Below are 13,859 nucleotides of genomic sequence, written 5' to 3' on the forward strand. Positions count from 1 at the left end.
AAGCAGATGCAAGCCCGAGTCGTAGATTGTGTTGCGGCAAGAGTTGACATAGTGGCTGTTTGCTTTTAGGTTAGCGACCGAAAATATAAATGATAATCATTATTAAAGCCTTTATCATTTTGTGGAGGATGATATGGATACGTCACTGGCTGAGGAAGTACAGCAGACCATGGCAACACTTGCGCCCAATCGCTTTTTCTTTATGTCGCCGTACCGCAGTTTTACGACGTCAGGATGTTTCGCCCGCTTTGATGAACCGGCTGTGAACGGGGATTCGCCAGACAGTCCCTTCCAGCAAAGACTCACCGCCCTGTTTGCTAATGCCAAATCGCAGGGCATTAAAAATCCAGTGATGGTCGGGGCAATCCCCTTCGATCCACGTCAACCTTCATCGCTGTATATTCCCGAATCCTGGCAGCCATTCTCCCGCCAGGAAAAACAAGCTTCTGCACGCCGTTTCACCCGCAGCCAGTCGCTGAACGTGGTGGAACGTCAGGCAATTCCGGATCAAACCACGTTTGAACAGATGGTTGCCCGTGCTGCCGCACTTACCGCCACACCGCAAGTCGACAAAGTGGTGTTGTCACGGTTGATTGATATCACCACCGATGCCGCCATCGACAGCGGCGTACTGCTGGAACGGTTGATCGCGCAAAACCCGGTTAGTTACAACTTCCATGTGCCGCTGGCCGATGGTGGCGTCCTGCTCGGAGCCAGCCCGGAACTGCTGCTGCGTAAAGATGGCGAGCGTTTTAGCTCGATTCCGTTAGCCGGTTCCGCGCGTCGTCAGCCGGATGAAGTGCTCGATCGCGAAGCGGGTAATCGTCTGCTGGCGTCGGAAAAAGATCGCCATGAACATGAACTGGTGACCCAGGCGATGAAAGAGGTACTGCGCGAGCGCAGCAGTGAGTTACACGTTCCCTCCTCTCCACAATTGATCACCACGCCGACGCTGTGGCATCTCGCAACGCCCTTTGAAGGTAAAGCGAATTCGCAAGAAAACGCACTGACGCTGGCCTGTCTGCTGCATCCGACCCCCGCGCTGAGCGGTTTCCCGCATCAGGCCGCGACCCAGGTTATTGCTGAACTGGAGCCGTTCGACCGCGAACTGTTTGGCGGCATTGTTGGCTGGTGCGACAGCGAAGGTAACGGCGAGTGGGTGGTGACCATCCGCTGCGCGAAGCTGCGGAAAAATCAGGTGCGTCTGTTTGCCGGTGCGGGGATTGTGCCTGCGTCGTCACCGCTGGGGGAGTGGCGCGAAACGGGCGTCAAACTTTCTACCATGTTGAATGTTTTTGGATTGCATTAAGGAGTGAGGATGAGCATTCCATTCACCCGCTGGCCGGAAGAATTTGCCCGTCGCTATCGGGAAAAAGGCTACTGGCAGGATTTGCCACTAACTGACATTCTGACGCGACATGCTGAGAGTGACAGCGTCGCGGTTATCGACGGCGAGCGGCAGTTGAGTTATCGCCAGTTGAATCAAGCGGCTGATAACCTCGCGTGTAGTTTGCGCCGTCAGGGCATTAAACCTGGTGAAACCGCGCTGGTACACTTAGGTAACGTCGCTGAACTTTACATTACCTTTTTCGCGTTGCTGAAACTGGGCGTTGCGCCGGTGCTGGCGCTGTTCAGCCATCAGCGTAGCGAACTGAACGCCTATGCCAGCCAGATTGAACCGGCATTACTGATTGCCGATCGCCAACATGCGCTGTTTAGCGGGGATGATTTCCTCAATACATTTGTTGCAGAGCATTCCTCCATTCGCGTGGTGCAATTGCTGAACGACAGCGGCGAGCACAATTTGCAGGATGCGATTAACCACCCGGCAGACGGTTTTACTGCCACTCCGTCGCCTGCCGATGAAGTGGCGTATTTCCAGCTTTCCGGCGGCACGACCGGCACGCCGAAGTTGATCCCGCGTACCCATAATGACTATTACTACAGTGTGCGCCGTAGCGTCGAGATTTGTCAGTTCACGCAACAGACACGCTACCTGTGCGCGATTCCGGCGGCTCACAATTACGCCATGAGTTCGCCTGGATCGCTGGGGGTTTTTCTCGCAGGCGGCACAGTGGTTCTGGCGGACGATCCCAGCGCCACGCTCTGTTTCCCATTGATTGCCAAACATCAGGTTAACGTTACCGCACTGGTGCCACCGGCAGTCAGCCTGTGGTTACAGGCATTGAGCGAGGGCGAAAGTCGGGCGCAACTCGCCTCGTTAAAACTGTTACAGGTCGGCGGCGCGCGTCTTTCTGCCACGTTGGCGGCGCGTATTCCCGCAGAGATTGGCTGCCAGTTGCAGCAGGTGTTTGGCATGGCGGAAGGGCTGGTGAACTACACCCGTCTTGATGATAGCGCGGAGAAAATTATCCATACCCAGGGCTACCCAATGTGTCCGGACGATGAAGTGTGGGTTGCCGATGCCGACGGAAATCCATTGCCACAAGGGGAAGTCGGGCGTCTGATGACGCGTGGGCCGTACACCTTCCGCGGTTATTACAAAAGCCCGCAGCACAATGCCAATGCCTTTGACGCCAACGGTTTTTACTGTTCCGGTGATCTGATCTCCATAGATCCAGACGGTTACATCACTGTGCAGGGGCGCGAGAAAGATCAGATCAACCGTGGCGGTGAGAAGATCGCTGCCGAAGAGATTGAAAACCTGTTACTGCGCCATCCGGCGGTGATCTATGCCGCGCTGGTGAGCATGGAAGATGAGCTGATGGGCGAAAAAAGCTGCGCTTATCTGGTGGTAAAAGAGCCGCTGCGTGCGGTGCAGGTGCGTCGTTTCCTGCGTGAACAGGGTATTGCCGAATTTAAATTACCGGATCGCGTGGAGTGTGTGGATTCACTTCCGCTGACGGCGGTCGGGAAAGTCGATAAAAAACAATTACGTCAGTGGCTGGCGTCACGCGCATCAGCCTGAAGGAGAGAACACGATGGCTATTCCAAAATTACAGGCTTACGCACTGCCGGAGTCTCACGATATTCCGCAAAATAAAGTCGACTGGGCCTTTGAACCGCAACGTGCTGCGCTATTAATCCATGATATGCAAGACTATTTTGTCAGCTTCTGGGGCGATAACTGCCCGATGATGGAGCAGGTGATCGCTAATATTGCCGCCCTGCGTGACTACTGTAAGCAACACAATATTCCGGTTTATTACACTGCCCAGCCAAAAGAGCAGAGCGATGAAGATCGGGCGCTGCTGAATGATATGTGGGGGCCGGGCCTGACGCGTTCGCCGGAACAACAAAAGGTGGTGGATCGCCTGACGCCAGATGCTGACGATACAGTGCTGGTGAAGTGGCGCTACAGCGCGTTTCATCGTTCCCCGCTGGAGCAAATGCTTAAAGAGAGCGGACGTAACCAACTGATTATTACCGGAGTGTATGCGCACATCGGTTGTATGACCACTGCGACCGACGCGTTTATGCGCGATATTAAACCGTTTATGGTGGCTGATGCGTTGGCCGATTTCAGCCGTGACGAGCATTTGATGTCGCTGAAATATGTTGCCGGGCGTTCCGGTCGGGTGGTGATGACTGAAGAGTTACTGCCAGCACCGATCCCTGCCAGTAAAGCGGAGCTGCGCGAGGTGATTCTGCCGTTGCTGGATGAATCCGATGAACCGTTTGATGACGACAACCTGATCGACTACGGTCTGGATTCGGTGCGCATGATGGCGCTGGCGGCGCGCTGGCGCAAAGTGCATGGCGATATCGATTTTGTCATGCTGGCGAAAAATCCGACCATCGACGCCTGGTGGAAGCTACTCTCTCGCGAGGTGAAATAATGAATTTCAGCGGCAAAAATGTCTGGGTAACCGGCGCGGGGAAAGGCATCGGCTATGCCACGGCGCTGGCGTTTGTTGAAGCGGGAGCAAAAGTCACAGGCTTTGATCGGGCATTCACGCTGGAGCATTATCCCTTTGCGACTGAAGTGCTGGATGTTGCTGATGCCGGGCAGGTGGCGCAAGTCTGCCAGCGGCTGTTAGGCGAAACGCAGCGCCTGGACGTGCTGGTCAATGCGGCAGGAATTTTGCGCATGGGCGCGACAGACCAACTGAGTAAAGAGGACTGGCAGCAGACTTTTGCGGTCAACGTCGGCGGTGCGTTTAACCTGTTTCAACAGACCATGAATCAGTTTCGCCGTCAGCGGGGTGGAGCGATTGTTACGGTAGCGTCCGATGCCGCACACACGCCGCGTATTGGTATGAGTGCTTATGGCGCGTCGAAAGCGGCGCTGAAAAGTCTGGCGTTGAGCGTCGGGCTGGAACTGGCAGGTAGTGGAGTTCGTTGCAACGTGGTTTCGCCGGGTTCCACCGACACCGACATGCAACGCACGCTGTGGGTGAGCGATGACGCGGAAGAGCAGCGTATTCGCGGCTTTGGTGAGCAGTTTAAGCTTGGCATTCCACTGGGGAAAATCGCCCGTCCGCAGGAGATCGCCAACACGATTTTGTTCCTTGCCTCCGATCTCGCCAGCCATATCACGCTACAGGATATCGTGGTGGATGGCGGCTCAACGCTGGGAGCATAACTGTGATCTGGAAACGTCATTTGACCCTGGATGAACTGAACGCTACCAGCGATAACACGATGGTGGCGCATCTGGGAATTGTTTACACCCGTCTGGGTGATGATGTGCTGGAAGCCGAAATGCCGGTCGATACCCGTACTCATCAGCCGTTTGGTCTGCTGCACGGCGGTGCGTCGGCGGCGCTGGCAGAAACGTTGGGATCGATGGCTGGATTTATGATGACTCGCGACGGGCAGTGCGTGGTGGGGACGGAACTTAATGCCACCCATCATCGCCCTGTCTCGCAGGGAAAGGTGCGCGGCGTCTGTCAGCCGCTGTATCTTGGGCGACAAAATCAGAGCTGGGAGATTGTCGTTTTCGATGAACAGGGACGGCGTTGCTGCACCTGTCGGCTGGGTACGGCGGTTTTGGGATGAACCCGACAGAATAAAATGAGATTGCAGGAAAACTCGGTTAATGGAGTGATCGAGTTAACATTGTGAAGTTAATTATTGGTTTTAACTCTTATTTGTTTGGTTATCGCGTTGTTAAATTTTGCAAAGATGTTATAGAAACAAAATGTAACATCTCTATGGATACGTACACGGATAACAATTATGAACAAGTCAGGGAAATACCTCGTCTGGACAGTGCTCTCTGTGATGGGAGCATTCGCTCTGGGATACATTGCTTTAAATCGTGGGGAACAGATTAACGCGCTGTGGATTGTGGTGGCGTCGGTCTGTATCTATCTCATCGCTTATCGTTTTTACGGTCTGTTTATCGCCAAAAAAGTGCTGGCGGTTGACCCGACTCGTATGACGCCAGCCGTGCGCCATAACGACGGTCTGGACTATGTGCCGACGGACAAAAAAGTGCTGTTCGGTCACCATTTTGCGGCCATTGCCGGCGCAGGCCCACTGGTCGGGCCGGTGCTGGCGGCGCAGATGGGCTACCTGCCGGGGATGATCTGGCTGCTTGCCGGGGTGGTTCTCGCCGGTGCGGTGCAGGACTTCATGGTGCTGTTTGTTTCCACGCGCCGCGATGGTCGCTCGTTGGGTGAACTGGTCAAAGAAGAAATGGGACCAACCGCCGGGGTGATTGCGCTGGTGGCCTGCTTTATGATCATGGTGATCATTCTGGCGGTGCTGGCGATGATCGTGGTGAAAGCCCTGACCCATAGTCCGTGGGGAACGTACACCGTTGCGTTCACTATTCCGCTGGCGCTTTTTATGGGGATCTACCTGCGCTACCTGCGTCCAGGTCGCATTGGTGAAGTGTCGATCATCGGTCTGGTGTTCCTGATTTTCGCCATCATTTCTGGCGGCTGGGTGGCAGAAAGTCCGACCTGGGCACCGTACTTTGACTTTACGGGCGTGCAGTTGACCTGGATGCTGGTGGGCTACGGTTTTGTGGCGGCAGTGCTGCCGGTATGGCTGCTGTTGGCTCCGCGTGACTACCTCTCTACCTTCCTGAAAATCGGGACTATCGTTGGTCTGGCGGTGGGAATTCTGATTATGCGCCCCACGCTGACCATGCCGGCGCTGACCAAATTTATCGATGGTACTGGCCCGGTATGGACCGGTAACCTGTTCCCGTTCCTGTTTATCACCATCGCCTGTGGTGCAGTGTCTGGCTTCCATGCGCTGATCTCTTCCGGCACCACGCCAAAGATGCTGGCGAACGAAGGTCAGGCGTGCTTTATCGGTTACGGCGGAATGTTGATGGAATCCTTCGTGGCGATTATGGCGCTGGTTTCCGCCTGTATCATCGATCCGGGCGTGTACTTCGCCATGAACAGCCCGATGGCGGTGCTGGCTCCGGCAGGTACGGCAGATGTGGTGGCTTCTGCAGCGCAAGTGGTGAGTAGCTGGGGCTTTGCAATTACCCCGGATACGTTAAACCAGATTGCCAGTGAAGTCGGTGAACAGTCGATCATTTCTCGTGCGGGCGGTGCGCCAACGCTGGCGGTAGGGATGGCCTACATCCTGCACGGCGCGCTGGGCGGCATGATGGATGTGGCGTTCTGGTATCATTTTGCCATTCTGTTTGAAGCGCTGTTTATTCTGACGGCGGTAGATGCGGGTACGCGTGCTGCGCGCTTTATGTTGCAGGATCTGCTGGGCGTGGTTTCTCCTGGTCTGAAACGGACGGATTCACTGCCTGCTAACCTGCTGGCGACGGCGCTGTGCGTACTGGCCTGGGGTTACTTCCTGCATCAGGGCGTGGTCGATCCGCTGGGCGGCATTAATACCCTGTGGCCGCTGTTTGGTATTGCTAACCAGATGCTGGCGGGGATGGCGCTGATGCTTTGTGCCGTGGTGCTGTTCAAGATGAAACGTCAACGTTATGCCTGGGTGGCACTGGTGCCAACGGCCTGGTTGCTGATTTGTACCCTGACCGCAGGCTGGCAGAAAGCGTTTAGCCCGGATGCGAAAGTCGGCTTCCTGGCAATTGCGAACAAGTTCCAGGCAATGATCGACAGCGGTAATATTCCGTCGCAGTATACCGAGTCACAACTGGCGCAACTGGTGTTCAACAACCGTCTGGATGCCGGACTGACCATCTTCTTTATGGTGGTTGTGGTGGTTCTGGCGCTGTTCTCGATTAAGACGGCACTGGCGGCATTGAAAGAGTCGAAGCCGACGGCGAAAGAAACGCCGTATGAGCCGATGCCGGAAAATGTTGAGGAGATCGTGGCGCAGGCGAAAGGCGCGCACTAAATTATCACTATTACGCTCTCTCTTTTGGGAGAGCGTAAGGCTGATGACAAACGCAAAATTGCCTGATGCGCTGCAACATTTGTAGACAGGATAAGGTGTTCACGCCGCATCCGGCAATATCTCAGCAATCTGATTACCGGAGGTATTGATGTTTGATTCACTGGCAAAAGCCGGAAAATATTTAGGTCAGGCGGCGAAGCTGATGATTGGCATGCCCGATTACGATAACTATGTCGAACATATGCGGGTCAATCATCCTGATCAGACGCCGATGACTTATGAAGAGTTTTTCCGCGAGCGGCAGGACGCGCGCTACGGTGGCAAAGGCGGCGCGCGCTGTTGCTAAATCTGCATGTCAGACGGTAAATGATTCCACTTTTTCGAACGCTGCACGCAACGTATCAGGTGTCAGCGTGACCGGCAGATAATGAATGGACTCCACCGGACGCAAAGTATGGACAATCACTTTGTCGATTTCCGCCTGATTATTGATATCCACTTCCAGTTCCGCCAGCGTGGTCGGTAGATGAAAACGCTTATATGCCCCGGTTAATTGCGCCAGCACGTCATCCTGTCCCAGCAAGGCGCTTTGTACCAGAATGCCGTAAGCAACTTTGGTGCCGTGGAGAAATTTCTCGGTTTGCGGCAGCACGGTCAGACCGTTATGCACGGCATGAGCTGCCGCCACACGCGTAAAACGATCGCCCAGACCTCCTACCATACCTCCACCGGCGATAATCGCATCCACCACATCGCAAAATGACTGCGTTAACTGCTTGTTTTGCTGATCGGCAAGAGCCTGTTCGCTACTGCTTAACAATACGTCGCGGATGGCCTGTGCGCTATTGAGCCCCAGACGCACAGTCAGCGGCAATGTTTCCGGTTGCGGTGCCAGCACCACCGCTTCATACCATTTCGCCAGCGTGTCACCGATACCCGCCAGCAGATATTCTTGCGGTGCATTGAGGATAATCTCTGGTTCCACCAGCACCATAAAATTGGTGTCGTCGAAAATCTCATAATGTAGCGCCTGTCCGGCGTCGTTATACCAGACGGAGAGCGGTGTCCAGGCAGCGCAGGTAGCGGCGATCGTCGGAACGGCAACAAACGGCAGACCCAGACGGCGGGCGAGGGCTTTCGCGGTGTCGAGCAGTGCGCCGCCGCCGACGCCAATCACGACGCTGCGATTGTCACCAGACTCAGCCGCCAGTTGTTGCACATTGTTTTCGCTGCAATGACCACGAAACAAAATATGTTTTGCGCCGGGCAGCTCAAACGCTGGTGGAAGTTTTGTTTCTGCCGCAGCAATGGCACGTTCGCCATAAATCCACACGGCACGAGCAAGCTGTTCGTTGGTGAAAAAATCATGCAGGTGATTCAGGCTTCCGGGATGAGAAAAGTAGTTAGCAGGGCCGACGACGACGCGGATAGGATTGTGAGGCATGTTGTGTTGTCCTTATTGTTTTATTTAGACATCTAAACGTCTTGATTGCCAAATACTAACATCGTGTTATAGTGCCTTCAACACGCAACTTCGTCAGGCATGATAAAAATGACAAATAACCCTCTGATTCCACAAAGCAAACTTCCACAACTAGGCACGACTATTTTTACCCGGATGAGCGCGTTGGCGCAGCAGCACCAGGCGATTAATCTGTCGCAAGGTTTTCCTGATTTTGATGGCCCGCGCTATTTGCAGGAGCGGCTGGCGTATCACGTTGCTCAGGGCGCAAATCAATACGCGCCAATGACCGGCGTGCAGGCATTGCGCGAGGCGATTGCTGAGAAAACCGCACGGCTGTATGGCTATCAACCGGATGCTGAACATGACATCACCGTAACAGCAGGAGCGACGGAGGCGTTATATGCGGCGATTACCGCGTTGGTACGTAGTGGCGATGAGGTTATCTGTTTTGATCCCAGCTATGACAGTTACGCACCCGCCATCGCGCTAGCGGGTGGGGTAGTGAAACGCATCGCGCTGCAACCGCCGTATTTTCGCGTTGACTGGCAAGAGTTTGCTGCGTTACTGAGCGAGCGTACCCGGTTGGTGATCCTCAATACGCCGCATAATCCCAGCGCCACTGTCTGGCAGCAGGCTGATTTTGCAGCCTTGTGGCAGGCGATTGCCGAGCGCGAGATTTTTGTCATTAGCGATGAGGTCTACGAGCACATCAATTTTTCACAGCAGGGCCATGCCAGTGTACTGGCGCATCCGCAACTGCGTGAGCGGGCGGTGGCGGTGTCATCGTTTGGCAAGACCTATCATATGACTGGCTGGAAAGTGGGGTATTGCGTTGCGCCAGCGCCCATCAGCGCCGAGATCCGCAAGGTGCATCAGTATTTGACTTTTTCGGTCAATACTCCCACACAACTGGCGCTTGCCGATATGCTGCGGGAGGAACCTGAACATTATCTTGCGTTACCGGACTTTTATCGCCAGAAGCGCGATATTCTTGTGAATGCATTACGAGAGAGCAGACTGGAGATCTTACCCTGTGAAGGCACTTACTTTTTGCTGGTGGATTACAGCGCCGTTTCTACGTTGAATGATGTCGAGTTCTGTCAGTGGTTAACACAGGAGCATGGTGTAGCGGCGATCCCTCTGTCGGTGTTTTGTGCCGATCCCTTCCCGCATAAACTGATTCGTCTCTGTTTTGCCAAGAAGGAATCGACGCTGCTGGCGGCGGCTGAACGCCTGCGCCAGTTGTAATTATTTCACCGTCCAGGCACGGGAATATCTACGGTCGGCAAACAACTCTTGCAGGCCGTTTATTTGCTTGAGGCGTAGCACTTCGTCGCTGTCCATACCCAGTTCTATACTGATTTTATTATCGTCCCATCCCAACTGGCTGAGTTCACGAACGATTTCTGACATTGCTGTGATTTGGTGGCGGCCACGCGCGCGGTTGTGGCGAATCGTTGCAGCGATGCGTTCGTTACGATCCCTTTCCAGACAGGTAACCGGTAAATACCCTTTTAAGCGCGTTTTTAACGTGTTAGAGCCTTTACCAATTTCATGGCGGTGGAAACCATCAACAATTTCAAGCGTATTAGCTCTGGTGTTGGTTACTACAATCGGTTGGGTAAAACCATCAATTTCAATGGATTTTTTTAATAGCTTCTTCTCTGGCGGTGCCACATTATTGGGATTGTAATCGTTTGGCACGAGTTGGCTATTTTTAACCCATAACACACAATCCACCGGCTCGTCGCGAAATGGACTCACTTGATGTATCGCCATCCGGATCTCATTGATCGCCTTAATGCGATCTTCTTCCGCTAAACTGGCGAGAAATTGCGTTAAATCCTGAGTTAATCGCTGTTGCATAATATTCCCCACTCCTGACGTTTTTCTTTCATCCGTTCGTTATAACGTTGATAATTTTTAGCTTTTGTAGGGCTGAATGATAACGCCCGGCACCAATAATCATTGTTGAGTAATACCTTGCAGATACGTCGCCAGGAGGGGACGTCTTTTGAGCCAATATCTCCTTGTTGAGTCTGAGGAATTTCGATTCCTTTTTTTTGATACCAGTGCAAATAAACAGCAATTTTATTGCGATAATGATCAGCCGTTTTTTCTGGCATGCTGTTAAGCAGTAATAAGGCATATTCCTGCCAGTCTAAATGGTCAGGTTTTAGGATCTTCCTGTGGCCATAGAATTGATTATTGTGACCAGCGTAAATTCCACCGCTTTTTACGCCACTGACCCGGGCGCACATTGCGGCCCATCGATCAGGTTCAAGAACATGATATAGCCACAAACCTTGCCGTTGCTCTGGACCAAAAGGTTCGCAAATTCGCATTTGACGCAGAGGGACGCCAGCCTGGTACATCAGGTTATACAGCGGATTACAGAGGTTTTGGCCTTTAGCGTACCAGGTCCAGATATCAGCGACTTTCCAGTCGTAAATGGGGTAAATGTACCAACAATGACCGCCTGGCGCGGCGGTGGTCCACGGCTTATCGTCAGCAAAACGTTGTTTATTTAAACTGGCAATGGCGACGAAACGATTATAAGACTCGTCGGCACGGATCCCGACCATCATTGCGGCTGGTCGTTGTTGTGAAAACCATTCGGCAAATTCACGCACGAAATGTTCAAACGTCATACCCGATTGATAAAACGAGAAAAATGCCGGGTCGGTTATCGCATCTTCTGGTGGCTGTCGAACCCATTCAGTATCAGGTTGCCAGCACTGCCATTCAGGTTGATATTGGGATAATGAATTTTGTGTTGTTAACGGTAGAGCCACCCAATAAAACGTTTCGATGACATCCGCATATTGTTCCCGTAGCGATTGAACATAGTCAATAGTACAAGAAAACTGTGCTTCCCAGTCGATAAACAGGACGTGTATTTTTTTTCCTATTTTCCTGGCCAGACCTGCGGTCAAATGAAGCATTAAGCCAGAATCTTTACCACCAGAAAAAGAGACGCATACGCGGGGCAGTGTATTAAGTGTCCAGGTGATACGGTCTTGTGCTGCTTCCAGAATATTGAGAGGAAGCGGAATTTTATAAATGGACATCTGTAAACGCTCTCTTAACATGACCGGGAGAAAGTGCAATAGTTTGCTGATTATAATATTAATAAACTTAAATGAAATATCTTATTTTATATTCACTAGGTGAATTTTTTTATGATGAATATTGTTCTTATTGATAGGTTTTCAGGATAAGCTGTCATTTAAGCGATCAATAAATCGAGAGAACGCCAGATTGTTTAATGATGATTTATTATAGGAAATATAAAGTGTATTAGAGGGGAGGTTATGTTTTAGTTTTATTTGTTTTAATTGCAGGTTTTTCTGATGACAACGATATAGTTCAAAGGGAACAATACCCAGTAAATCGGTTACCGCAATAGTATTGATAATAGTAAACAGAGAAGAACTACGGAATGCTATTTTTCGGTTTGCCAGAATCGCTTCTATTTCCATCTGAAAATCTTCAAGGCCAGATGCTTTTGATGTCAGAAAAGTAAACTCTTCATCAAGAATGTCTTCGCGGCTACTGTATTCCGTTATTCTCGGATGAGATGCACTACAGATAAGCGTGTTGCGTATCGATTGAAAAGGTACACAGCTCACCGAGCGACTGATGACTGGTATTAATGTAATAACCAGATCTGCTTTGCGATAAGCCAATAAATTTTCGGCGCTTTCTGCTGACATCATAATGTCATGATGTTCAATTTCTACCGATGTGTCTTGTCGTAGGCATCCGATCAAAAGACTACTGTTGGTTGACGAGATAAGTTGCGGACCATAAATAATAAATTTTTTCTTCAGCTCGGATTTATTGACAATGTTGATGGTTTGCTCAAGGTTTTTGAGATTTTTCTCAAGATGATGATGCAGATTTAATCCTGTCGTTGTTGGTGCAATTCCTTTACCGGAGCGAATAAATAAGGGGTCATTAAATTGCGCCCGTAGACGTTGTAAAGACTGGCTTACCGCAGAAGGCGTTATATATAATGATTCTGCGGCCTTGCTAATACTAAGATGTTGGTAGATGCACTCAAAAATGACAAGCAAGTTTAAATCGAATTTTTTTAAGTCGTAAAGATTAGCCATGATGCACTCCATTCATATGCTTGTTCTCATAATATTCATCAAGTCAATGATATGGCTTTATGTATTTTTATATATTATGTTATTTTACTTAATTCACGATTAAGTTTTTCTAAAATAGCATAGCTGATATGAGAGGGGTGAACAATACTTGCGATTTTTTGGATAACTGAAAAGAGATAAATATTCCAGTTATCCATAGAATGAAGGTTATTTATTTCCCATAATGATATTAAATGTTTTTTGATCTGGTAATCCGACAGCCTGCTGTAATGTGTTTTCTGGGCTCATGTAATAAATAGCAGGGGTAACATTTGCGCCCAGTTCGTCCATCAACGTCTCGTTGGCACTGAGAATCTTCATCTGTTCAGGTGTGATGCTCCCTGAGAGGTTCAGCTTTAACTTGCCGCCAGATGCCTCATACTCTTGCCACGTTTTTGCCGGATCTTTAGACGCGAGGATTGCCGCCGCGGTGGCCGGGCTTTCTGGTTTTATCACGCCAACCAGCAGAGTACGAATCTGAACTTTACCGGCATCAACCCATGGGCGTGCTTGTTGCCAGAATTGTTTGCAATACGGGCAGAAAGGATCGGCAAAAACATAAACCACGACCGGCGCGTCTTTTTTACCGTCAAGTAACCAGTTTGATTGTTCCATACGCTGCCACATTTCGCGTCCGGCAGGTGCGTAAATCTCTTTTTCAATAAGAGCGTTACTGAGGTTTTCTCCCTTTTCGTTGTACATATAGCCAGAGATGGCATGCTTACCGTCTGGCGTAAGGTAGATAGTGACCCCCATATCCTGATATTTCCCCAGATAACCTTTCATACCGCCTGGCGCATCGAACGATTTAATAATCGTAATTCCCTGTTTTTCAATCGCTTTAACGGGCGCAGGAAGCTCTTCGGCGTAAGCAATTCCTGGGAGCAGGGTAAAAAAAATTATCTTTTTTAACATTGTCTTGTCCTTTTCGTTCAGTGCAAATACACAATAAAAGGCTTAACCTATCACTGTCATAGTTAAGACCTTAT

At 51.0% G+C, this 13,859-nt stretch carries 13 protein-coding genes; 8 read left to right on the forward strand and 5 right to left on the reverse strand.

The features are described 5' to 3' along the window. The first annotated feature begins 133 nt into the window (after nucleotides 1-133). From entC to ESM_RS0120980, 7 genes are all read left to right on the forward strand, one after another. Nucleotides 134-1,309, forward strand: a complete 1,176-nt coding sequence (entC, locus tag ESM_RS0120950; RefSeq protein WP_010380682.1) for an isochorismate synthase EntC — start codon at nucleotides 134-136, stop codon at nucleotides 1,307-1,309. Nucleotides 1,310-1,318: 9 nt separating this feature from the next. Beyond that, nucleotides 1,319-2,929: a (2,3-dihydroxybenzoyl)adenylate synthase EntE gene (gene entE, locus ESM_RS0120955; protein ID WP_000026833.1), complete on the forward strand. Its 1,611-nt coding sequence runs from the start codon at nucleotides 1,319-1,321 to the stop codon at nucleotides 2,927-2,929. A 13-nt stretch (nucleotides 2,930-2,942) separates the two neighbouring features. Continuing rightward, nucleotides 2,943-3,800: an enterobactin biosynthesis bifunctional isochorismatase/aryl carrier protein EntB gene (entB, locus tag ESM_RS0120960; protein ID WP_001007132.1), complete on the forward strand. Its 858-nt coding sequence runs from the start codon at nucleotides 2,943-2,945 to the stop codon at nucleotides 3,798-3,800. Beyond that, nucleotides 3,800-4,546 (forward strand): 2,3-dihydro-2,3-dihydroxybenzoate dehydrogenase EntA, encoded by a 747-nt coding sequence (gene entA / locus ESM_RS0120965; RefSeq protein WP_001011656.1) that lies wholly within the window; start codon nucleotides 3,800-3,802, stop codon nucleotides 4,544-4,546. The genes entB and entA overlap by 1 nt, the downstream gene beginning before the upstream one ends. 2 nt (nucleotides 4,547-4,548) lie before the next feature. Next, nucleotides 4,549-4,962: a proofreading thioesterase EntH gene (gene entH / locus ESM_RS0120970; RefSeq protein WP_000637956.1), complete on the forward strand. Its 414-nt coding sequence runs from the start codon at nucleotides 4,549-4,551 to the stop codon at nucleotides 4,960-4,962. Nucleotides 4,963-5,142: 180 nt separating this feature from the next. Continuing rightward, nucleotides 5,143-7,248: a pyruvate/proton symporter CstA gene (gene cstA / locus ESM_RS0120975; RefSeq protein WP_001043117.1), complete on the forward strand. Its 2,106-nt coding sequence runs from the start codon at nucleotides 5,143-5,145 to the stop codon at nucleotides 7,246-7,248. 148 nt (nucleotides 7,249-7,396) lie between these two features. Continuing rightward, nucleotides 7,397-7,594: a YbdD/YjiX family protein gene (locus ESM_RS0120980; RefSeq protein WP_000460431.1), complete on the forward strand. Its 198-nt coding sequence runs from the start codon at nucleotides 7,397-7,399 to the stop codon at nucleotides 7,592-7,594. Between the two features lie 9 nt (nucleotides 7,595-7,603). Here the strand turns inward: ESM_RS0120980 and hcxA are convergent, their stop codons facing one another. Beyond that, on the reverse strand, nucleotides 7,604-8,692 hold the full coding sequence (gene hcxA, locus ESM_RS0120985) for a hydroxycarboxylate dehydrogenase HcxA (RefSeq protein WP_001120480.1): 1,089 nt from the start codon (nucleotides 8,690-8,692) through the stop codon (nucleotides 7,604-7,606). A 108-nt stretch (nucleotides 8,693-8,800) separates the two neighbouring features. Between hcxA and ybdL the strand changes: the two genes are divergently transcribed. Continuing rightward, nucleotides 8,801-9,961: a methionine-oxo-acid transaminase gene (gene ybdL, locus ESM_RS0120990; protein ID WP_000183958.1), complete on the forward strand. Its 1,161-nt coding sequence runs from the start codon at nucleotides 8,801-8,803 to the stop codon at nucleotides 9,959-9,961. Here the strand turns inward: ybdL and ESM_RS0120995 are convergent, their stop codons facing one another. From ESM_RS0120995 to dsbG, 4 genes are all read right to left on the reverse strand, one after another. Further along, nucleotides 9,962-10,591, reverse strand: coding sequence for an IbrB-like domain-containing protein (locus tag ESM_RS0120995; RefSeq protein ID WP_000526876.1), 630 nt, complete (start codon nucleotides 10,589-10,591; stop codon nucleotides 9,962-9,964). Beyond that, entirely contained in the window at nucleotides 10,564-11,784 is a 1,221-nt protein-coding gene (locus tag ESM_RS0121000; protein ID WP_000029788.1) for a phosphoadenosine phosphosulfate reductase, read from the reverse strand. Before ESM_RS0121000 ends, ESM_RS0120995 begins: the two co-directional genes overlap by 28 nt. A 141-nt stretch (nucleotides 11,785-11,925) precedes the next feature. After that, entirely contained in the window at nucleotides 11,926-12,831 is a 906-nt protein-coding gene (citR, locus tag ESM_RS0121005) for a DNA-binding transcriptional repressor CitR (protein WP_000002459.1), read from the reverse strand. Between the two features lie 207 nt (nucleotides 12,832-13,038). Then, on the reverse strand, nucleotides 13,039-13,785 hold the full coding sequence (dsbG, locus tag ESM_RS0121010; RefSeq protein ID WP_000913734.1) for a thiol:disulfide interchange protein DsbG: 747 nt from the start codon (nucleotides 13,783-13,785) through the stop codon (nucleotides 13,039-13,041). Nucleotides 13,786-13,859: the final 74 nt, after the last annotated feature.

The organism is Escherichia sp. TW09308, assembly GCF_000208565.1.
GTDB classification, from domain to species: Bacteria; Pseudomonadota; Gammaproteobacteria; order Enterobacterales; family Enterobacteriaceae; genus Escherichia; species Escherichia marmotae.

What these genes read in the sequence shown, in the direction of transcription:
- ESM_RS0121000 (WP_000029788.1), bottom strand. Translation starts at nt 11,784, where the DNA reads ATGTCCATTTATAAAATTCCGCTTCCTCTCAATATTCTGGAAGCAGCA.
- cstA (WP_001043117.1), top strand. Translation starts at nt 5,143, where the DNA reads ATGAACAAGTCAGGGAAATACCTCGTCTGGACAGTGCTCTCTGTGATG.
- entE (WP_000026833.1), top strand. Translation starts at nt 1,319, where the DNA reads ATGAGCATTCCATTCACCCGCTGGCCGGAAGAATTTGCCCGTCGCTAT.
- entB (WP_001007132.1), top strand. Translation starts at nt 2,943, where the DNA reads ATGGCTATTCCAAAATTACAGGCTTACGCACTGCCGGAGTCTCACGAT.
- ybdL (WP_000183958.1), top strand. Translation starts at nt 8,801, where the DNA reads ATGACAAATAACCCTCTGATTCCACAAAGCAAACTTCCACAACTAGGC.
- hcxA (WP_001120480.1), bottom strand. Translation starts at nt 8,692, where the DNA reads ATGCCTCACAATCCTATCCGCGTCGTCGTCGGCCCTGCTAACTACTTT.
- dsbG (WP_000913734.1), bottom strand. Translation starts at nt 13,785, where the DNA reads ATGTTAAAAAAGATAATTTTTTTTACCCTGCTCCCAGGAATTGCTTAC.
- ESM_RS0120980 (WP_000460431.1), top strand. Translation starts at nt 7,397, where the DNA reads ATGTTTGATTCACTGGCAAAAGCCGGAAAATATTTAGGTCAGGCGGCG.
- entC (WP_010380682.1), top strand. Translation starts at nt 134, where the DNA reads ATGGATACGTCACTGGCTGAGGAAGTACAGCAGACCATGGCAACACTT.
- entA (WP_001011656.1), top strand. Translation starts at nt 3,800, where the DNA reads ATGAATTTCAGCGGCAAAAATGTCTGGGTAACCGGCGCGGGGAAAGGC.
- citR (WP_000002459.1), bottom strand. Translation starts at nt 12,831, where the DNA reads ATGGCTAATCTTTACGACTTAAAAAAATTCGATTTAAACTTGCTTGTC.